Source organism: Candidatus Electronema sp. JC (assembly GCF_048287365.2).
GTDB lineage: Bacteria > Desulfobacterota > Desulfobulbia > Desulfobulbales > Desulfobulbaceae > Electronema.
Window position 1 is genome coordinate 17,925 of the sequence record NZ_JBLWEM020000025.1, and the last position, 18,213, is coordinate 36,137.

The window sequence follows — 18,213 nt, forward strand, 5'->3', positions numbered from 1 at the left end:
CAGTCAGTCTTGATCTGGTTAAATGACGCTGCCATGCAGAAGATGAAGCGCGGTTCACATTTTAAGCTGAAACTGCGGCTTGTCAAGCGGGAAATACGTGAAACTGGGGGACGGCAAGGCAGGCCGCCGCGCCGCCGCGATTGACATCCGGCGCAAAATTTGGTAGATAAGCAGCAGCGATTCTCATCTGACCCTCCCTGATCTTCCAAACCGACATCAAGTGCATGAAAAAAATCAATCTGACCATTGATGCCGTTGCAGTGTCCGTTCCGCCGGGCGCAACCATCCTCGACGCGGCCCGCCAAGCCGGAATCACCATCCCCACGCTCTGCCATCTGCCGGAGCACAAGTCCGGCGAATGCGGCTCTTGCGGCATCTGCGCCGTGGCCTGCGAGGGCAGGGAGGGCCTGCTGCACGCCTGCTGCACGTCAGCGGCAGACGGCATGGTGATCACCACGGACAGCGCGGAGATCAGGGAACACCGCCGCCAGCGTTTAGCCAGCTTGGCGCAGACGCATTTCGGCGACTGCAAGGCCCCGTGCAACCTCACCTGCCCCGGCTCGATCAACGTGCAGGGCTACATCGCCCATGTCGCCAAAGGGCAGTACGAGGAGGCGGTGCGCTTGGTGATGGAGAAGAACCCCTTCCCCTTCTCGGTCGGACGGCTCTGCCGCCGCTTCTGCGAGAGCCGCTGCCGCCGGGTGCTGGTGGATGAGCCGATTGCCATCAACCATCTGAAACGCTTCACCGCCGACTGGTGCATGAGCAACAAGGCCGATCTCAAGCTGACCAAGTTGCCTGCCACAGGCAGGCGGATGGCAGTGGTCGGCGGCGGCCCGGCTGGACTGACTGCGGCCTACTATTTGGCCAAGAGCGGCCATGCGGTGACGGTCTTTGAGGCGGAAGAGCAGCTCGGCGGCCTGCTCCGCTACGGCGTGCCGGAACACAAGATTCCCAAGGCGGTGCTGGATTACGAGATCGCCACACTGCTCGACTTAGGCATTCAGGTGCGGACAGGCACCCGGCTGGGCAAAGATATGACGCTGGATGAGCTGCGCGAGCAGTTCGATGCGGTGCTTCTCACCGTCGGTGCAGGCATGGATCAGCCGCTGCGCATCCCCGGCGCAGACCTGCCGGGGGTGCTGCCGGGCCTTCAGTTCCTCCGCCGCTATAACACTGGTGTGACCGATGGGCTGCGCGGCAGAACGGCGGCAGTGCTGGGAGGCGGCAACATCGCCTTGGAGAGCGCGCGCTGCCTCCTCCGCCTTGGCTATGAGCGGGTGACAGTGGTCAATCCCCGCGCTGACAAGTCCGAGCTGCCTGCCACACCCGCCACTGTGCGAGAGGCCGAGGGCGAAGGGGCGCAGTTCCTTTTCATGGCTGAGGCCAAAAAGATCAGAGCTGCGGGCAGCGGCCTGGAGCTGGAACTGACCCGCCTCAAGCCCGGCGAACCGGACAAGCGCGGCAAACGCGCTCTGGAGCCGGTTGCTGAGGCCAGCCATCTGCTCCGGGTGGACACGGTGGTTTATGCCCTTGGTCAGCAGGTGAGCGAGGCTCTGGTCGAACTGACCCCGCAGAGCCTGATCAAGCAGGACAGCCGCAGCGGCCTGACCAGCGCAGGCAAGGTTTATGCCGCAGGCGAGGCGGCCAGCGGCTCCCGCGCCTTAATCCAAGTGGTTGCTTCGGCCCGCAAGGCGGCAGAGACCATCCACGCCGCCGTCATGGGCGAGCAGCCTGCGCCTGCCGAAAGCCGCTTCAACTTCACGCGCGGCAAGAGCTTTGAGCAGGTGCATCCCCGCAACTACATCCACTTCCCGGTGCAGATGCGGACCAAGATGCCGGAGCGGCCTTTCCAAGAGGCGGTGCGCGACTGCGGGCAGGTGCGGCTGGGCTTTGACGAGCAGCTGGCCAAGCAGGAGGCGGAACGCTGCCTCTCCTGTGGCTGCCGCGCCTACGACCGCTGCGACTTCAAGCAGCTCTGCATCGAGAACAACGTTGACCCGAACAAGACCGGCATGGCCTCTGCGCCGAGCTACGCCAAGGACAGCTCCCACGCCATGCTGGAGGTTGACCTCAACAAGTGCATTTACTGCCGCCGCTGCGTCAACTCCTGCGAGTATAACGCCCTTGACCTGAGCTGCGCGTCACGGGACGAGCAGGGCAGGGCGGTCGGCATCTCGCTCCGTTTCAAGGAAAACTGCGTCCACTGCGGCGGCTGCGCCGACCACTGCTCCACCGGCGCCTTGCAGAAAAAGGACGCGCTGGCGCCGGTGGTCAATGAGGAGCTGCGCTTTGTCCGCACCACCTGCCCCTACTGCGGCGCAGGCTGCCAGATGCAGCTCAAGGTGAAGGGCAACACGATCATGGAGGTGAACAGCGAGCCGGAGCTGCCGCCCAACTACGGCGCGCTCTGCGTCAAAGGCCGCTTCGCCTTCAATTTTGTCCACAGCCGGGAGCGGCTGACCTCGCCGCTGATCCGCCGCGACGGCGTGCTGCAAGAGGCCACGTGGGACGAGGCATATAGCTTCATTGCCAACAAGCTGACCAGCATCAAGGCGGCGCACGGGCCGGATTCCGTGGCGGGCTTCTCCTGCGCCAGAGCGACCAATGAGGAAAATTTCCTCATGCAGAAGTTCATGCGCACGGTGATCGGCACGAATAATATAGATCACTGCGCCCGACTTTGACACGCTCCCACGGTGGCCAGTTTGGCCATCACCTTCGGCTCCGGCGCAATGACCAACTCCATCGCCGACGCAGTGCATGACAAGACCGATCTCTTTTTCATGATCGGCAGCAACCCGGACACCAGCCACCCGACCATCGGTCTGCGCATTCATCAGGCGGTGGACAGGGGCGCAAAGTTAGTTGTGGTTGATCCGCGCAAGACCAAGCTGGCGGAGCGGGCCGACCTCTGGCTGCGCATCATTCCCGGCACCGACGTGGCCTTGCTTAACGGCCTGATGCACATCATCCTCAAGGAAGACCTCTGGGACAGGCAGTTTGTCGCCGAGCGCACCGAGGACTTTGAGGAACTCAAGGAGACTGTTGCCAAGTATCCGCCTGAGCTGGTGAGTCAAATCACCGGCCTGCCTGTGGCGCAGCTGGAGCAGGCGGCGCGGATGTACGCCGCTCCAGGCCGTCATGCCATCTACCACGGCATGGGTATCACCCACTACACCACCGGCACCGACCGGGTCAAGGCCATTGCCAATATGGCCATGCTCTGCGGCAAGGTCGGCGTGGAAGGCGGCGGCTGCAATCCCCTGCGCGGCCAGAACAACGTGCAGGGTGCCTGCGACATGGGCGCGCTCTTCAACACCCTGCCCGGCTACGGCGGTCTGAGCAACGACGAGCTGTTTGACCGCTACGAGCAACGCTGGGGCGTGCAGCTGCCGCGCAAGCCGGGCAAGCCTGCCACCGAGGTCTGGGACAACATCATGCAGGGCGAGATCCGCGCGCTCTATGTCTTTGGTGAGGACCCGGCCATCGCTGATGCCAATATCGGCCATGTGCATCAGGCTCTGAAGGAGCTGGAGCTGCTGATCGTGCAGGACATCTTCCTGACCGACACGGCGAAGGAGGCGCATGTGGTGCTGCCTGCCGCCTGCTTCGCGGAGAAGGACGGCACTTTCACCTGCACCGAACGCAGAGTGCAGCGCGTGCGCAAGGCCGTGGAGCCGCCCGGCCACGCGAAAGCGGACTGGCAGATATTCACCGAGCTGGCCGCGCGGATGGGCTATGACATGGGCTGCGCCAGCCCGGAGGATGTGTTCAAGGAAGTCTGCGAGCTGCTGCCCCAGTACCGAGGTCTCAGCTACGCCCGCTTGGAGCAGGAGGGCCTGCAATGGCCGGTGCCGGATGCGGATCATCCCGGCACGCCGGTGCTGCATGTCAATACCTTCACTCGCGGCAAAGGGCTGTTTGTGCCGGAGGACTATCTCGCGCCCAAAGAGCCGACCGATGCCGAGTACCCGCTGCTCTTCACCACAGGCCGCCACTACGCCCGCTACAACTTCAGCAGCATGACCGGCAAGACAGTGGAGATCGACGAGATTGCGCCGGAATGCCTGGCGGAAGTGAATCCGGCGGACGCGGAGCGTATAGACATGAAGGAAGGCGACATGCTGCGGCTGACCTCGCGGCGCGGCAGCGTGCTGATTCGCGGCACGATCACCGGGCGCAGCCAGCAAGGCACGATCTTCACCACCTACAACTACGCCGAAACGCCGGTCAACTTCCTCACTTTGGATGCCTTGGATCGGCTCTCACGCACGCCGGAGTACAAGCTCTGCGCGATCAGGGCCGAGGTGGTGAGGGACTGAGCCGCGCAGACATCAAGCCTGGGCGAAGAATTTTTCGCCCAGGCTTTTTCCACCGCACTCTGTTTACTGTCTGTCCTCGGCCTGCTCCTCTAGGCTGACCGAGGTCTTCATGCGCACCTGATGCCCCTCTTCTGCCGGAGAGGGGCACCTCCACTGCGCTGTAGCTCATCGGGCCGCCATCGTCTGTAGGAGAAAGCGGCGCAGAGGCTGAATGCCGAGGCCAAGATAGCTGAGACTGGAGATGGCGGCCTGCGCTGACGGAGACGCTGACTAAAAGCGGCGACAGTAGCTGCGGCCCATTGCCCGGCCTTAGCGGACAAAGTCTTGCTCCGCCGCATGTGGATTATCGTCCAGAGAGCCGGAAGCGGTTCAGCAGGGCTTTGGCCGCTACTGCTGCTGCGGCAAGAAAGAGCAGGGTGGCGAAGAGACCTGCCCTGACGCGGACCGATGTCTCTCGTGCCGCAGTTTCCTGATACTGGAAGCGGGGAAACTGCTCATAGTCCTTTCCATTTAGCCGCAGTCCCTGTTCCGCCCGCGTGATAAAGAAGCTGCGCCATTGCTCATGAAACTGATCAAGCTGCTTCATAAAGGCAGCAAAGCGGACAGAGCCATTACCCGACAGTTCGGCAATGATATCCTGCATGACCATTGCCGGCGAGAGGAAACGCAGCCTGTCAGCCAGCTTTCTGCGGTGAGCCAGCACCTGCTGCTGCTCGGCATAGATCGAGTCGCCAACCGACTGAGCGGCTTTGACATTCAGCAGGCGGCGGTAGTTCTTCTCCTGAGCCGTGCCGCGCAGCAGGCCGTCGTCATGCGTGTGGCCGGTGCCAGCGTGCTCCAGCTCAAACTGCGCCTGCGCCGCGTCAAGTTTGGCATCAGCCTGGACCGCACTGTTCCGCACAGCCAGCACCATGACTGAGCGTGTCGGAGCTGGATGCGTCAGCTCGACTGAAGCGTCAATAAAGGCCGGAACAATAAAGACTGAGCAAATCCACAGCACGCTGATGATCAAGGCGTTGCCGGTGGAGTCAAAGCCGAAGCCGTTGACCGCTAAGGCCACCGCGCCCCAGAACAAACCGTAGAGGAGCACCGCCGCCGCCAGAAGCAGTGCTTGGCCGACCGCCGCAGGCGCGGCAAGCAATGTCGCGCCAAACAATGCCAGTACTGCGGTCATGGTTGGCAGCCCGGCCCTCACCAGCAGCTTCGCGCTCATGATCACCCGCAGCGGCACTGGCGACGCGGCATTGAGGGACAATGTGCCCTGCTCGCGCTCGCCGGAGATGATGTTGTAGCAGAGGGCGAGAATGAAAAGCGGCAGCAGGACCGCCAGCATGAAGGCGGGGTCAAAAAGTCCGGTGAGCAGCTGCGTCGGATTGCTGATCTCGTCATCAAAAAGAAAACTTTCTTTGCCTTTGGCCGAGACCGGAACAGCAGCCGGATGAAGGTCGCTTTCCCCGGCGGCCAAAAAGGAGAGCGGCAGCTGAGGGAGTTCAGCCAGCTCCGCTGCGCTGGAGCCGACAAAGATAGTGTTGCCCGGATCGCGGTAGGGGCGGTCCGGCACAGGCATTTTTGCTTCGGCAATCTGCTGCGCCTGTTCCTGCTGGGCAGCCCGTTTTCCCGCTTCAGACAGTTTTAAAGCGGCGGCGGACTGCGCGCGGCTGCTGCTGAAGCTCAGGCCGCTGAACAAGGCGTAGAGCAGGGCGGCGAGCGTCAGAGCGGCTGCCAGCTTGGGAGCCGATTCAGCACGGATTTGGCGCAGTTCCGCCCGGACTGCCGCCGCAAAAGCGTTTCGTTTGTTCATGTTGCAGTTCTCCTGTTACAACGGCTTGACAGCCCGGACAGAAAGGATGGCGAACGCTGCGGCGAGCAGCGTCCAGCAGGCGAGCAGGAGCAGCACCGGCAGCTGATTGGCCGTCACAGTGTCGACCGGCGCAGCGCGGTACGAGAACGACGGCATCTTGGCCCATAATTCGGGCGAAGCCGCATAGGACTCGTCGCCGTTGGCCGCGTTATGAATCAAGTCTTCGCTGGCCATAGTCTGGATCACCCGCCGGTGCTTCTCCACTTCAGAGATGAAATGGAAATGAGCGCGGTTGTCGCTGCCAGCAAAGCTCATAGAGAGCTGCTCGATGGCCAGCGATGGAAAGAGCGGGCCAAGCACAGCCCGGAGCAGGTCTTGCCGGTATATCTTTTCGTAGAGGGCATGAAACGCTGCATCGTAGATGGCATAACCCACCTCATCCGACTTGCGCAGGGAGAGGCCGCGCAGGTTCACCGGCAGCTTCTCCACAGCGTCCACCTTGTATTCTTGCAGCACTGCGGCCAGAAAGGCCGCGTAGGCAGGATGGTCAGTGCTGTGGCCGAAGTCCCGCTTCTTCTGCTCGGCAATCTCGGTCTGGAACTCCAGCATGGTGGGCAGTCTCGGCGAATGCTTCACCACGTCGCTCATGATGCGCGGAACAGCAAAGGAGCTAACAATCCAGAAGCCGATCAGCACGGTCAAAGCTGTGCCGGATGTTCTGGCGCGAGCGGAGATCGCCAGAGTCAAGGCCAGCCAGCCGGACAGATACAGCGCATAGACCAGCAGCAGCCAGCCGCTGCGGGCCAGCAGATCACTGAGCGGGAACTCCGCTGAGGCGCGAAAGAGCCAGAGGGCAGCGGCGGTGCCAAACAGGGCTGGCAGTAGCAGCAGGGCCAGCATGAGGGTAAAGGCGATGCTTTTGCCAGCAAAGAGGTCTGCTGGGGCAACACCGAGACTAAGGAGCTGACGGAGCGTGCCCCGCTCACGCTCGCGGGTGAAGGCCGAGAAGGCAAGGAGGATGATCACCAGCGGCATCATCTTTTGCAGGACAAAGGCCAAGGAGAGGGTGGCGTTCCTGACTGCCGCGCCCCGGTCGCGGGCCGGAGTGAAACTGTCCGGGTTCTGCTTGTGCGCCTCCACCCAGACCGCTGTTCCTTCGTAAAAGGACACGCCGGGGTCAGCTAAGGTCAGCGGACTCCACAGCTTAAAGGCGTACTGGCCAAAGTGGGCCGCAGCATGAGGGTTCTTCGCTCCTTGGCTGGTCCATATCTTGGTGTCCATCGCGGTAGCGGCATTCTGCTCCGCAGTCAGGCGGCGTACCTGCATTGCCCCGAAGATGACGGCGCAGAGGGTGAGCGTCACCGAGATGCCAAACAGCCAGCGGTGGCGGGCCTCACGGAAATGATCGGCCAGCTCCTTGCGGGCAATCCGACTGATGACAGCAGCACGGTTCATGACGCTGCTCCTGAGGAAAGGTTCAGATAAATCTGCTCCAGCTCAATCAGGTCAAGCGAATCTGTGGGATGAGTCTCCAGCAGCTTGCCCTGCCTCATGATCCCGACCCGGTTGCCGCACTGTTTAGCCAGAAACAGATCGTGCGTGACCATCAAAATCGCCATGCCGCGCTCACGCAGCCTGCTCATGATCGCCGCGAATTCATTGGCCGCTTTTGGATCAAGGCCACTGGTCGGCTCGTCCAAGAGCAGAGCCTGCGCATTCTTTGCCAAAGCGATGGCAATGCCCACCTTCTGCCGCATTCCCTTGGAAAAGCCTTTTACCCGCCTGGCAAAGGCTTCTTCCTGCAAGCCCGCCTCCGCCAGCAGGGCGCGCAGCTCTTGCGGCGAATGGTTCTTCCCGGTGGAGATGGCGGCAAAATACTCAAGGTTCTCCAAGGCGGTGAAATTCGGGTAAAGCATCACCGTCTCTGGAATATAGGCCACATGCCGCCGCGCCTCCAGCGGCTGCGCCGCGCTGTTGATACCACAGACCAAGGCTTCACCAGAGCTGGGCATCTCAAAGTTGAGGAAGAGGTTGACCGTAGTGGTCTTGCCTGCGCCGTTCGGGCCAAGCAGGCAGAATATCTCCCCACCGGGTATAGACAGGTTGAGGGAGTCAAGCGCAGGCGTTTTCTGATAGATTTTTGTCAGCGCGCGGGCTTCAAGCATGGTGCTGTCCTTTGGTATGAAAGAGAATGCCGGTCTCCTTGGTGAAGACCGGCAGGAAGGGTTGATAACAACTGCGCCGCGTTGATTAAAAAGACACGTCCAGCTTTACCAAGAAGGCTCTGCCGCTGCGGAAGCTGGCATCATCGCCCTTGTCCGAATCAAGGAGGTTGTCCGCTTCCAAGCTCAGGGTGAGCTTGTTGACAAACATCTCCTTCCAGTCAATTTCCTTCCACAGCTTGGCATCAACCACGGAATGGCCGTCTATGGAGGTCTTGTTCTGATTGTCCTTATACTGCTTGCCAGTGCAGGTGAGCGTGCCGCTGAGGCCGAGGCCGTACTGATTCCAGACGTAGGCTGGGACAAGGGAGAAGCTGTGTTCCGGCACATAGGGCAGATTCAGGCCGCTCTCTTTGTTCTCGGAATCGGTGTAGGTGTAGGAGGCGTTGAGGGAGAAGGCGTTCTGCTCAAATCTGGTCATCAGCTCAAGCCCTTGGGTCGTGGCCTCGTCCACATTGCGATAGAGCATGAGCGGCAGGCCGTCATACATCGCGCCAGTGTCCTCGACAATCACCATGTCTTCCACATCATTGCGGAAGAGACCCGCGCTGGTCATCAGCTGGCCGTCAAGCAGCCACTGCTCAATGCTGGCCGAATACCCCATGCCCACTTCCGGCTTCAGGTCAGAGTTGGACTGGTTGTAATAGTCGCCGTGCCGGTAGGGGATGTCGTAATAAAGCTGGCGGATAGTGGGCGATTTGAAGGCCCGTCCCGCAGAGGCCCGCAGGCTGGTGGAATCAGACAGGTTGTACATCGCGCTCAGTTTCGGGTTGATCTCGCTGCCAAAGACCGAGTGGTCGTCAAAACGGAAGCCGCCCACCAGCGTCAGGTCATCAAGCAGCTTGAACTCATCCTGACCGTAGAGGCTGGCAGTGTCCACATCCTTGTTCACTGTGGTGGTGCTGCCGTTGGGGTTGTCAATCAGGTAGTCTATCGCCTGCTGCTGGAATTCGGCCCCCATGACCAGCGTATTCTGGGCATTCACCTGCCACGTGTGCTGGGCCTCAGCTTGGTTGAAATTAATTGTGCCGTATTTGTAGCCGTTGATGTTGCCCGGCGTGCCGTGAACAAAGTCCCAAGTATAGGTGTAGCCCTTGAAGGCGAGTGTCTGCCCGTCCGCCAGTCGCCATTCCATACCCGGCGCAATGCGCCAGCTGTCCTCGTCCCGGTTGCCCTCTTTCTCGTAGTTGCTGGCCTCGCCTTTCAGAGAGAGGTCAACCTTGTCGCTGGCTGCCAGATTCATCTTAGCCAGCAGCGAATGCCGGAGCGATTCAAGCGGACTCTGGCTGACATCCTCTGCCGACTCGTAGTTGTAGCTGACCAAGTAGCCGATTTTGTCAACGGGCCGGTCGCCGAAGGAGGCATACGCCTGTTTGGTGCTGCGGTAGTCGCCGTCATCGTCAGGCTGAGTGATGCTGCCGTCGCTGTTGACCTTCTCTTTCACCGTGTACCAGCCATACGCAGCACCAGCCTTGCCGCTGGGCTTGTCCGGGGTGTCCTTGGTGATGATATTGACCACGCCCGCCAAGGCATCGCTGCCGTAGAGCGCGGAGCTTGGCCCTTTGACTACTTCGATGCGCTCAATCATATCCACCGGAAGCTGGTTAAGGCCAACTCCGTATTCGCCCATGCCGCCGCTTTGGCCGCAGCCCATGACCCGCTGCCCGTCAATCAGCACGAGGCCGTAGCCATCATTGAAGTTCAATCCGCGCATATTGGCCCGCCAGCTATAGGTGCCAAGCACGTCATCATGCACCGAGGTGTTGATGCCCGGCACAGTCTTCAGCACATCAATGGCGTTCTGCGCATTGCTCTGCTGAATGTCCTGCTGATTGAGCAGCACAGTCTCCACCGGTGTGTCCTTGAGCGAATGCGGTGTCCGGGTTCCTGTCACCACCACTTCGTCGAGCAGTGCAGACGATCCTGCGGCAGTTTGCTCGGCTGTGACGACCCCCGCCATAAAGGGACTGATAGACATAGCCGCTGAGGCAACTGCGAGGGCTGCCTTCCGTTGTTGTACGCGTTTCATAATCTGCGCTCCTCTTGACGATGAATTGATAAATATCCACACAAAACAGACCTCAATGTAACTCAAAGCGCACCGGCACTTTCACCCACATCGCCTTTCGTCTGCCGCCGACTGTGCCGGGCTTGAACCGCCAGCCGCGCACTGAGCTGAGGGCCGCCTTGTCCAAGATGCTGTGGCCGCTGCTGGCAAAGAGGCGGAGATCGGAGACAGAGCCGTTCGCGTCAATCAGCGCCTCTATAGTGACCACGCCTTGCAGGCCGCGCCGCCGGGCCTGCATCGGATATTCAGGCGGCGGATTGCTGGCGTAAAGCGGCGCGGCCTCCTGATCGCCTGCGCCGGACGAGGCAGAACTGCTCTCTGCCTGCCGCTGGCGTGACGGCTGCGGCACATAGTCACGCTGCCTCCTCCGCTCCTGCTGCGGCTCAACGCGCCGGGGCGGCGGCTCCTCCCAGACCTGCTCCTCAACGACTTCAGCGAACTGCTCAACCGGCGGCGGGGTGTATTCTTCCACGATCTCTTCCTGCACCGGTTCAGTTTCGACAATTTCCTCCACCGGCTCAGTCTCGACAACTTCTTCCTCAAAGACTTCCTCCTGCGCAATCACTGGCGCAGGCTCTTCCCAGACTGCTGGTTCCGGCTCCGGCAGCGGCGGCAGCGTCTCCAGCGGCCTCAATGCAGGCTGGCTGACAGCAAAGTTGTCAGGCAGGCGCGGCAGCTGACGGAGAATGCGGCCCTGAGCAGGAGGCGCAGGCGCGGGCGGCAGCGTGCTCAAAGGCTGCGGCGCGGCAACGGCGGCAATGTCAGGCGGGGGCGGCAGGGCGCGGGTCATTCTGGCTTGAGCAGGCGACAAGGTCTCCAGCGGCGCCAGCGCGGCAGGAGTGACTGCCGGAGGCGGCGGCAGCCTGCGGGCCACCCGGCTCTGCTGGGGCGGCAGCTGCTCCAAGGGCTTATGCTGCGCCTTCTTGATTGCCGGAGGCGGCTTCAGCCGCTTGACCACCTTGCTCTGCGGCGGCGGCAGCGTTTCCAGCGGCTGCCGCTCCACTGGCTTCAGCTCCGGCGGCGGGAGCAGCTCTTTGACAATCTTCTTCTGCGGCGGCGGCGGCGGGGGCGGCTGCCGCAGGGTGACGGATATCTTCTCCGGCTTGGGCAGCTCAATGGGCCGGTTTTCCATCTGCCAGGAAAGAAACGCGCTGTGCAGGGCCAAAGTCAGCAGGCCAGCAGGCAGCAGGCGCTGCGCCGCCTCGTTCATGGGGCCTCCTGCAATGTGGCTTGCAGGGAGATGCGGGACAGCCCGGCCTGAGTGACGCTGTCCAAGACGCTGTACAGGCTCTGGTAGGAGACCGTCTTGTCGGCAAATATCTGGAGATCAAGCTCCTTGCCCTGCGGGGCCTTGGCCTTCTTCTCCGTCAGGATCTCCTTCAGACGCTCAATGCCGCTGAAGGCCGCGCCTCCATCGACCGAGATTCGCAGCCCGCCTTTGTCCGACTCAATAGTGATGCTCACCGCCTCCTGCGTTTCCAAGGACGCGCTGCTTGACTGCGGCAGATCGAGCTGCTTGCCATGATGCACGGCCATCGAGAGCATGGCGTAGATGAAGAAGACGAGCAGGAGGAAGACGATGTCCATCAGCGGAGTCATCTCCATGCGCACCGGCGGAATGCCTTTCCTCGACAGCTTCATTTGGCCTGCTCCTGCGCGCGCGTCTTCCGCCAGCCGACCTCAAGGCGGGTGGCGTATTTCTCCATGAAGTGGATGGCGTGCTCGACCCGGCTGCGGAAGTAGTTGTAGGGAAAGACTGTGGCGATGGATATGATCAGCCCGGCAGCTGTGGTGAGCAGCGCTTCGGCGATGCCGCCGGTGACGAGCTTGGGATCCGGTGTGCTGCTCGCGCCCAGCATCTTGAAAGCGGAGATGATGCCGGTCACGGTGCCGAGGATGCCGAGCATTGGAGCGACCGTGATCATGGTGTCCAAGACCGGCATGAACTGCGACATCCGTTTGACAATCTGCTGCGACTCGTCTTCCATGGCCTTGGCCATGTCATACTCGCGGTGGAGAATGCCGACGTTCAGCACCCGCACCACCGGATCGGCGCAGCCAGCGGTCTTCTCCTCAATCTGCTCCCATTCGCCGCGCTGGGCTAAGAGCAGCACCTCGTCGCGCAGAGGGCGGTTGCGCCGCCGGGCAATGCCGAGCCAGAACAGGGCGCGCTCGATGATGATGGTCAGCACGATCACCGAGCAGGCCAGAAGCGGCCACATCACCGGGCCGCCGCTTCGCATGATTTCCCACATTGCTGCTGTCTGCATTGTCTTCAGTAAAGTAAGCGAGTTATGAAGGATATGCCGGAAGAATGGCTGCGGACTGCGCATGGCCGCCTGACACTCATGAGCATGAGTGCCTGAGCATCATGTGCATGAGAGGCTCAGTCCTGCACGCATGAGCATTCAAATCCTAAGCATTCAGAATTTGAACGCCCATGCAGCAGCCGCGCTCCTGCTCAATACCGGACAGAGAAGGTCAGCATGGCGGAGAACGGCGCGCCCTGATAGAAGCTGGCTTGGCCGTTCCGGCTGTCGTCAGAGGCGCTGATGGCCGAAATGTACTCCTCGTCAAAGAGGTTGTTCAGCTCCAGCGAGAGCTTCATCTCCTTGCTTTGCAGCAGGGGCGGCAGCAAATAGCTCATGCGCAGGTCAGCGACAAAGGCGGAGTCCACTTCGTTCTGGTTCTCAGAGTCGGCGTAGCGCTCGCCGAGCCAGCGCAGCATTGGCGCAACCTCGAATTGCCGCCAGTTCCAGATCAGGCCGGTCTTGACCATCAGCTCCGGCGTGTCAACCACCTGATTGCCCTCAGTGGGACGGAGCTTGCCTGCATAGCTCAGATCCTCGTCATAGGTCATCGAGGTCCAAGTCGGATTGACAAAGGCGGTGAGACTGCTGCTGACATAAGCGTTCACCTCCAAGTCAAGGCCATAGCCGGTGGCCTTGCCCACGTTCTGCTGATAGTTCAGATCAACACGGGGATCGTAGATGGTTGTCAGCAGGTTCTTGTGCTTGCCGTAGAAGAAGGTCGGCGCGATCTCGAACATGCCCGCAGTCCAGCGGAAGCCGAGGTCGAAGATGTCCGCCTGCTCGAAGTCGTAGCCTGCGAAGAGATCTTGCAGGCCGATGCCCTGCGCCTGAAAGACCGCCCTGTTCTGGTTGTAGATGTTGTGCAAGGGCAGATAGGAGTAGGGCCTGATGAAAGTCTTGCCGTAGCTGGCCCTGCCTTCCAGCTCGCTGCTGAACCGCCAGGCGGCGGCGGCAGTGGGCAGCCAGATGTCCAAGGTCTTCTCCTCCTGATCAATGTCAGGAGCGCGTTTCAGGGCGTAGGGCGCGGTTTTGTCGGAGATGTAGCCTTTGCTGCCCGCCTCGGTGTAGTGGAAGTACTTGAGGCCCGCCTGCCAGTCAAAGTCGCCGCGCGCGCCTGCCAGCTTGACATAGGGGCTGTTGACATAGCTGTCGTCGTCGCTGACTGTCATGCGGCCATAGCCCCGGTATGCGAGGCCGGAGCCGGTGAGAGCGTAGTTCTGGGTGAGTATGCTGCTGTCTGAGCTTTCTATATGATAACCCAGCGTGCCTTTCATGCTGTCATGCTCCAGCATGGCCTCAGCAACCAAGCCGGTGTGCTTGATGTCACGCAGACGCTTCTGCGCGCTGGCCGGCGTGGCTACCGCATCAGGAGTCAAAGCCGGAGCCGGTTTCGGCGCGATGCCCTGCGTGATTTCCGCGTCTTCCTTGGTATGATACGGCTTGAAGGTCAAACGCAGGGCATCTGAGGCCCGCACCGTCAGGATGGCCAGCAGGTCGTCATTCTGATACTCGCCCCGGTTGTAGTCATAATACTCGAAGTCCTTGTCAGCGTCTCCGGTGAGGGCGGCATTGAAGTCCTTCTCGTAGTTGGCGGAGAGGCTCTGCGCCTCCTTCCAGTTCAGCGGGCGGTAAAGATGCTGCTCAAGGTCGTTGTGGTTGTACCAGAGCTTGACATCCGCCTTCTCGCCGAGCGGCTGCGTCAGAGACAAGTTGGCGTTGTTGCGCGGCCCCAGCTCGCCTTCGCCACGCCATTTGTCCGCCTGGCTGAAGGAATAGGAACCGGAGACGGCAGTGCCTGTCTCTGCCGCCGGGCAGCTGTCTAAGCGGACATAGCTGCGGGTGTAGCTGTTCGAGCCGAGGCTCTGCTTGAAGCGCAGGCCGAAATCTCCGTTTGGCCAGTCAGGGCGCAGCTCAACCGCGCCGCCCCGCGAGCCGACTCCAGTGCCGATGTCGCCCGGTATCGCGCCCTTGTAGATGGAGATGCCGCGCATGTTCTCCATGTCATAGAGGTAGTCGCGCGGGCCGATGGGATTGCCGCCATGATTGGGCATTCCCTCCACGGTCATCGCGCCCATCGAGCTGCGCACGCCGCGCACCCGGACGCTGCTCATCTCCGCTGCCAAGCCGGTGCTGTCTGCGCTTTCCACGTTGATGCCCGGCAGCATGTCCAAGGCGCTGTACACGCTGGTGCTGGCCTTCGCGCCTTGCATCTCAATGCCTTTGGGCGTGATCTCGCTGCCGGTGTACACAGTCTCGCTGGCCTGCATCGACGGCGTGATCAGCTTGTCGCCGGTCACCAGCACTTCCGCCATTTCTGTCTCCGCTGCGGCGGCCTGTCCAGCCAAGGCTGCGGCGGTCAGTCCCAGCAGGGCGCTTTTCCGGTATCTCTTTGCGCGCACGTTCATTCTTCCTTTCTTTGAAATGAGTGTCAGTATTGCATGGGTTCAAGATTTGATACTCACCCTTAAACCATATTCCGCCCGCCCGCGCAATGAGGCGGAAAACTCATTTTTCTGGGTGAAATGCCCAGATGGCCGGGCAGGGCATAAAAAAACAGCGTCGGCGGCAGGAGGAGAGAGGCTGCCGCCGACGCTGTCTGACTGCGTCGCGCCTGCGGATGATTCCAGCTCTCCGGGGCTGAAGCGAAGGGCTGGAGGAGATATGTGCGGTTTCCGCTGACGCGGCAGGCGTTGCCCGGATGAGACAGGAGGCTGGGGCGCACGATGCGCGCCGGGGGCCTGCCGGAGAAAGGGCAGGGCAGTCTCAGTCCGTTTTTCCTGCTGGTGTCAGGAAACCATATTTCACCCGCCCGCGCAATGAGGCGGAAAGCTCATTTTTCTGGGAGAACTGCCCGGAAAGCCGGGCGGATGACACGCTGCTGCCGGATCACAGGAGGCAGCCTGAGCTGTCCAGCGTTTTCAGCTCAATATTGCAACACGGCCTTGCGGAAATGTGACAGCTTTTCTTTTTTGCAGACAAGCTGACAACACCCGCCGCGCTGTCAGGTCTGGTCAAGCTCCTGAGAAATCAGACATAGCGTCCAGACTGCTCCTTGGCACAAGGCTTGCAACACCCATTGCGCCAATCTCTTTCCAAGGAGCAATCATGAGCAAGCCGCATCCCGACTACATCTCGACCACCAACGCCTGCAAGCTGTGCAGGCCGCTCGGTGCCTGCCTGGCCTTCAAGGGCATTGAGGGCGCGGTGCCCTACCTGCACGGCTCGCAGGGCTGCGCCACCTACATGCGCCGCTACATTATCAGCCATTACAATGAGCCGATCGACATTGCCTCGTCGTCGCTGTCCGAGAAGAACGCGGTCTACGGCGGCGGGCCGAATCTCAAGCTGGGTCTGACCAACGTGGCGCAGAAGTACCGCCCGGCACTGATCGGCATCGCCACCACCTGCCTGACCGAGACCATCGGCGACGACGTGGCCCGCTATCTCTTGGAATACGCCAAGGACACCGAAGGCTCGGAAGGGCTGCCGGAGTTCGTCCATGTGGCCACGCCGAGCTATGCCGGAACGCACATGGAGGGCTTCCACGGCGCAGTGCGGGCGGTGATTGAGCAGCGGGCCAAAGGCGGGCCGCGCAGCGAGACCGTCAACCTGCTGCCCGGCTTTGTCTCCTCGGCGGACTGCCGCCTGCTCAAGGAGATCATGGCCGATTTTGGCCTGAACTGCACCATGCTGCCCGACTTGGCCGAGACCATGGACGGCCCGGCCCTGCTGGAGTATGAGAAGATTCAGTCCGGCGGCACGCCCTTGGCCGCGATCACCGCGATGGGCCGCAGCCAGGCCACCATCGAGTTTGGCCGCACCCTGAGCGACAGCCTCAGCGGCGGCCTTGCCTTGCAGAACACGTTCAAGGTCAGCCAGCACCGGCTTGGCCTGCCCATCGGCATTGAGGAAAGCGACCGCTTCTTCGCCCTGCTCGCCCAGCTGAGCGACCTGCCGATTCCTGAGAAATATCGCAAGGAGCGCGGCAGACTGGTGGATGCCTACGTGGACGGCCACAAGTACGTCTTCGGCAAGAAGGCGATTATCTACGGCGAGGAGGACTTGGTCGTCGGCCTGACCGCGTTCTTAGCCGAGATCGGCATCATGCCGGTGCTCTGCGCGTCCGGCGGCACATCGGGCAAGCTGGCCGCAGCTATTGCCGAAGTCACCGGCGACATACTTGCCGAGCAGCCGCAGGTGCATGAGGGCGCGGATTTCTTCGACATCGCCGAAATCGCGGAGAGCCTTGCCCCAGACCTGCTTGTCGGCCACTCCAAGGGCTATCCGCTCGCCCGCAAGCTGAACATCCCGCTCATCCGGGTCGGCTTCCCGATCCATGACCGTGTCGGCGGCCAGCGCGTCCTCCACCTCGGCTACAGCGGGGCGCAGCAGCTCTTCGACACCGTCACCAACGCGCTCATCGCCAAGAAGCAGGACGATTCGTCAGTCGGCTACTCCTACATGTGACAGCCTGCTCTTCCTCTCCGTTCAGCACGCCGCCCGGCGCGGAGCGGAGACGGAGGGCGCGGCTACGCCGTCTCAACCTTCAGCACATCCACCAGCCTGCCGCCATACTTGCTGCGGATCATCTCCTTCAGCTCGGCGTATGCGTTCACCCGGATGCTGAGGCTGCTGACTGCCGAATCAGCGAATCCTTGCAAGGTGACTGCGCCGTTCGCAGTGACGCTCACCGCCGCGCCTGTCTTTCCTCCCTCTGTCATATCCAGCAGGCTGAAGAGCAGCGCGTCTTGGCGCATGTCAAGCACGGCCTGAATGCGCAGGATCGTGTCCGCCGCCACACTGCCGCCGGTGACGCTGACATGCGGGCTGCTCTCTTTGCCGGTGAGGATGCCAGCTTCCGGCGGATTCGGGTGGCCCATCTTGGTCAGTGTCAGCGGTGTGCGCAGCATTCTGGCATACGTCCCGGTGCGCAGGGTGCCGTGTTCGCTGTAGCGGGTGGTGACGGAGATGCTGCATTCGTTGTTCCACGGATGGGCCTGCGCCGGGATGTCCGGCATGAGGATGATCTCGCTGTCCTCGATCTTGCCGAAGCGTGTCTGCACCGTGCGTCCGCCCGCCGTGCTTTCGATCACGCATTCGCCCGCGCCGGGCTGGCTGCGGTCAAAGAAGAGGTCATTGCCCGTCAGCTGGAGCAGGCCAGCCGGGTTGAGCACGTCCTTCAGGCCAAGCACCGTGTCCTGCGCCGAGCTGATCAGCGGCAGCTTCTGCGCCAAGGGCAGGCGTTCCGTCCTGGCATCGCGGCGGACATTCTCGACCAAGGACTGCGAGGCATGGACGCGCACATGCAGGCATTCCTCCAGCGGCGGCAGCGGGTCGTCCGGGCTGGGTAATGGTGATTTATGAGTGACAAGGCGGGTCGCACCTGAAAAATATATTGAATTTATCATTAAAAACAATATAATAGCGAAAAGCGGACTTTCGGGTACGCCTTCACCGCTTGGCTTTCAAAGGAGGGATTGTCCGC

General features: G+C 61.5%; 11 protein-coding genes and 1 pseudogene. 3 read left to right on the plus strand and 9 right to left on the minus strand.

What is annotated here, in order from left to right; translation table 11 throughout:
- Positions 1 to 224 precede the first annotated feature (224 nt).
- Together ACNKH3_RS04085 and fdhF are read left to right on the plus strand one after the other, a co-directional pair.
- Positions 225 to 761, plus strand: a pseudogene (locus ACNKH3_RS04085) (2Fe-2S iron-sulfur cluster-binding protein); the annotation flags it as partial.
- Between the two features lie 54 nt (positions 762 to 815).
- The gene (gene fdhF / locus ACNKH3_RS04090) at positions 816 to 4,325 is read left to right on the plus strand and encodes a formate dehydrogenase subunit alpha (RefSeq protein WP_420208352.1); all 3,510 of its coding nucleotides are present in this window, start codon (positions 816 to 818) and stop codon (positions 4,323 to 4,325) included.
- Positions 4,326 to 4,668: 343 nt separating this feature from the next.
- Here fdhF and ACNKH3_RS04095 read toward each other — a convergent pair whose 3' ends face one another.
- The 8 genes from ACNKH3_RS04095 to ACNKH3_RS04130 form a co-directional block, all read right to left on the minus strand.
- Positions 4,669 to 6,126, minus strand: coding sequence for a DUF3526 domain-containing protein (locus ACNKH3_RS04095; protein WP_417916456.1), 1,458 nt, complete (start codon positions 6,124 to 6,126; stop codon positions 4,669 to 4,671).
- Between the two features lie 15 nt (positions 6,127 to 6,141).
- Positions 6,142 to 7,581 (minus strand): DUF3526 domain-containing protein, encoded by a 1,440-nt coding sequence (locus ACNKH3_RS04100; protein WP_417916457.1) that lies wholly within the window; start codon positions 7,579 to 7,581, stop codon positions 6,142 to 6,144.
- Positions 7,578 to 8,291: an ABC transporter ATP-binding protein gene (locus tag ACNKH3_RS04105; protein WP_417916458.1), complete on the minus strand. Its 714-nt coding sequence runs from the start codon at positions 8,289 to 8,291 to the stop codon at positions 7,578 to 7,580. The genes ACNKH3_RS04100 and ACNKH3_RS04105 overlap by 4 nt, the downstream gene beginning before the upstream one ends.
- 85 nt (positions 8,292 to 8,376) lie before the next feature.
- Entirely contained in the window at positions 8,377 to 10,308 is a 1,932-nt protein-coding gene (locus ACNKH3_RS04110) for a TonB-dependent receptor plug domain-containing protein (RefSeq protein ID WP_417916459.1), read from the minus strand.
- A gap of 121 nt (positions 10,309 to 10,429) precedes the next feature.
- Positions 10,430 to 11,626 (minus strand): energy transducer TonB, encoded by a 1,197-nt coding sequence (locus ACNKH3_RS04115; RefSeq protein ID WP_417916460.1) that lies wholly within the window; start codon positions 11,624 to 11,626, stop codon positions 10,430 to 10,432.
- Positions 11,623 to 12,057 (minus strand): ExbD/TolR family protein, encoded by a 435-nt coding sequence (locus ACNKH3_RS04120; protein WP_420208347.1) that lies wholly within the window; start codon positions 12,055 to 12,057, stop codon positions 11,623 to 11,625. The genes ACNKH3_RS04115 and ACNKH3_RS04120 overlap by 4 nt, the downstream gene beginning before the upstream one ends.
- Positions 12,054 to 12,686, minus strand: coding sequence for a MotA/TolQ/ExbB proton channel family protein (locus ACNKH3_RS04125; protein WP_420208348.1), 633 nt, complete (start codon positions 12,684 to 12,686; stop codon positions 12,054 to 12,056). Before ACNKH3_RS04125 ends, ACNKH3_RS04120 begins: the two co-directional genes overlap by 4 nt.
- Positions 12,687 to 12,877: 191 nt before the next feature.
- Complete coding sequence (locus ACNKH3_RS04130; protein ID WP_420208349.1) at positions 12,878 to 15,127, minus strand: TonB-dependent receptor; 2,250 nt, start codon at positions 15,125 to 15,127, stop codon at positions 12,878 to 12,880.
- A gap of 706 nt (positions 15,128 to 15,833) precedes the next feature.
- On the opposite strand from ACNKH3_RS04130, the gene ACNKH3_RS04135 reads away from it, so the two are divergent.
- On the plus strand, positions 15,834 to 17,195 hold the full coding sequence (locus ACNKH3_RS04135; protein WP_420208350.1) for a nitrogenase component 1: 1,362 nt from the start codon (positions 15,834 to 15,836) through the stop codon (positions 17,193 to 17,195).
- A gap of 62 nt (positions 17,196 to 17,257) precedes the next feature.
- Here ACNKH3_RS04135 and ACNKH3_RS04140 read toward each other — a convergent pair whose 3' ends face one another.
- Positions 17,258 to 18,136 carry a hypothetical protein gene (locus tag ACNKH3_RS04140; protein ID WP_420208351.1) on the minus strand — a complete coding sequence of 293 codons (879 nt, stop codon included), beginning with the start codon at positions 18,134 to 18,136 and terminating at the stop codon, positions 17,258 to 17,260.
- Between the last annotated feature and the right edge of the window lie 77 nt (positions 18,137 to 18,213).

Bases quoted from the DNA above. Each gene is read 5' to 3' on its own strand.
- ACNKH3_RS04095 (WP_417916456.1), bottom strand. From the start codon at position 6,126: ATGAACAAACGAAACGCTTTTGCGGCGGCAGTCCGGGCGGAACTGCGC.
- ACNKH3_RS04135 (WP_420208350.1), top strand. From the start codon at position 15,834: ATGAGCAAGCCGCATCCCGACTACATCTCGACCACCAACGCCTGCAAG.
- ACNKH3_RS04110 (WP_417916459.1), bottom strand. From the start codon at position 10,308: ATGGCGGGGGTCGTCACAGCCGAGCAAACTGCCGCAGGATCGTCTGCA.
- ACNKH3_RS04115 (WP_417916460.1), bottom strand. From the start codon at position 11,626: ATGAACGAGGCGGCGCAGCGCCTGCTGCCTGCTGGCCTGCTGACTTTG.
- ACNKH3_RS04120 (WP_420208347.1), bottom strand. From the start codon at position 12,057: ATGAAGCTGTCGAGGAAAGGCATTCCGCCGGTGCGCATGGAGATGACT.
- ACNKH3_RS04105 (WP_417916458.1), bottom strand. From the start codon at position 8,291: ATGCTTGAAGCCCGCGCGCTGACAAAAATCTATCAGAAAACGCCTGCG.
- ACNKH3_RS04140 (WP_420208351.1), bottom strand. From the start codon at position 18,136: ATGATAAATTCAATATATTTTTCAGGTGCGACCCGCCTTGTCACTCAT.
- ACNKH3_RS04100 (WP_417916457.1), bottom strand. From the start codon at position 7,581: ATGAACCGTGCTGCTGTCATCAGTCGGATTGCCCGCAAGGAGCTGGCC.
- ACNKH3_RS04125 (WP_420208348.1), bottom strand. From the start codon at position 12,686: ATGCAGACAGCAGCAATGTGGGAAATCATGCGAAGCGGCGGCCCGGTG.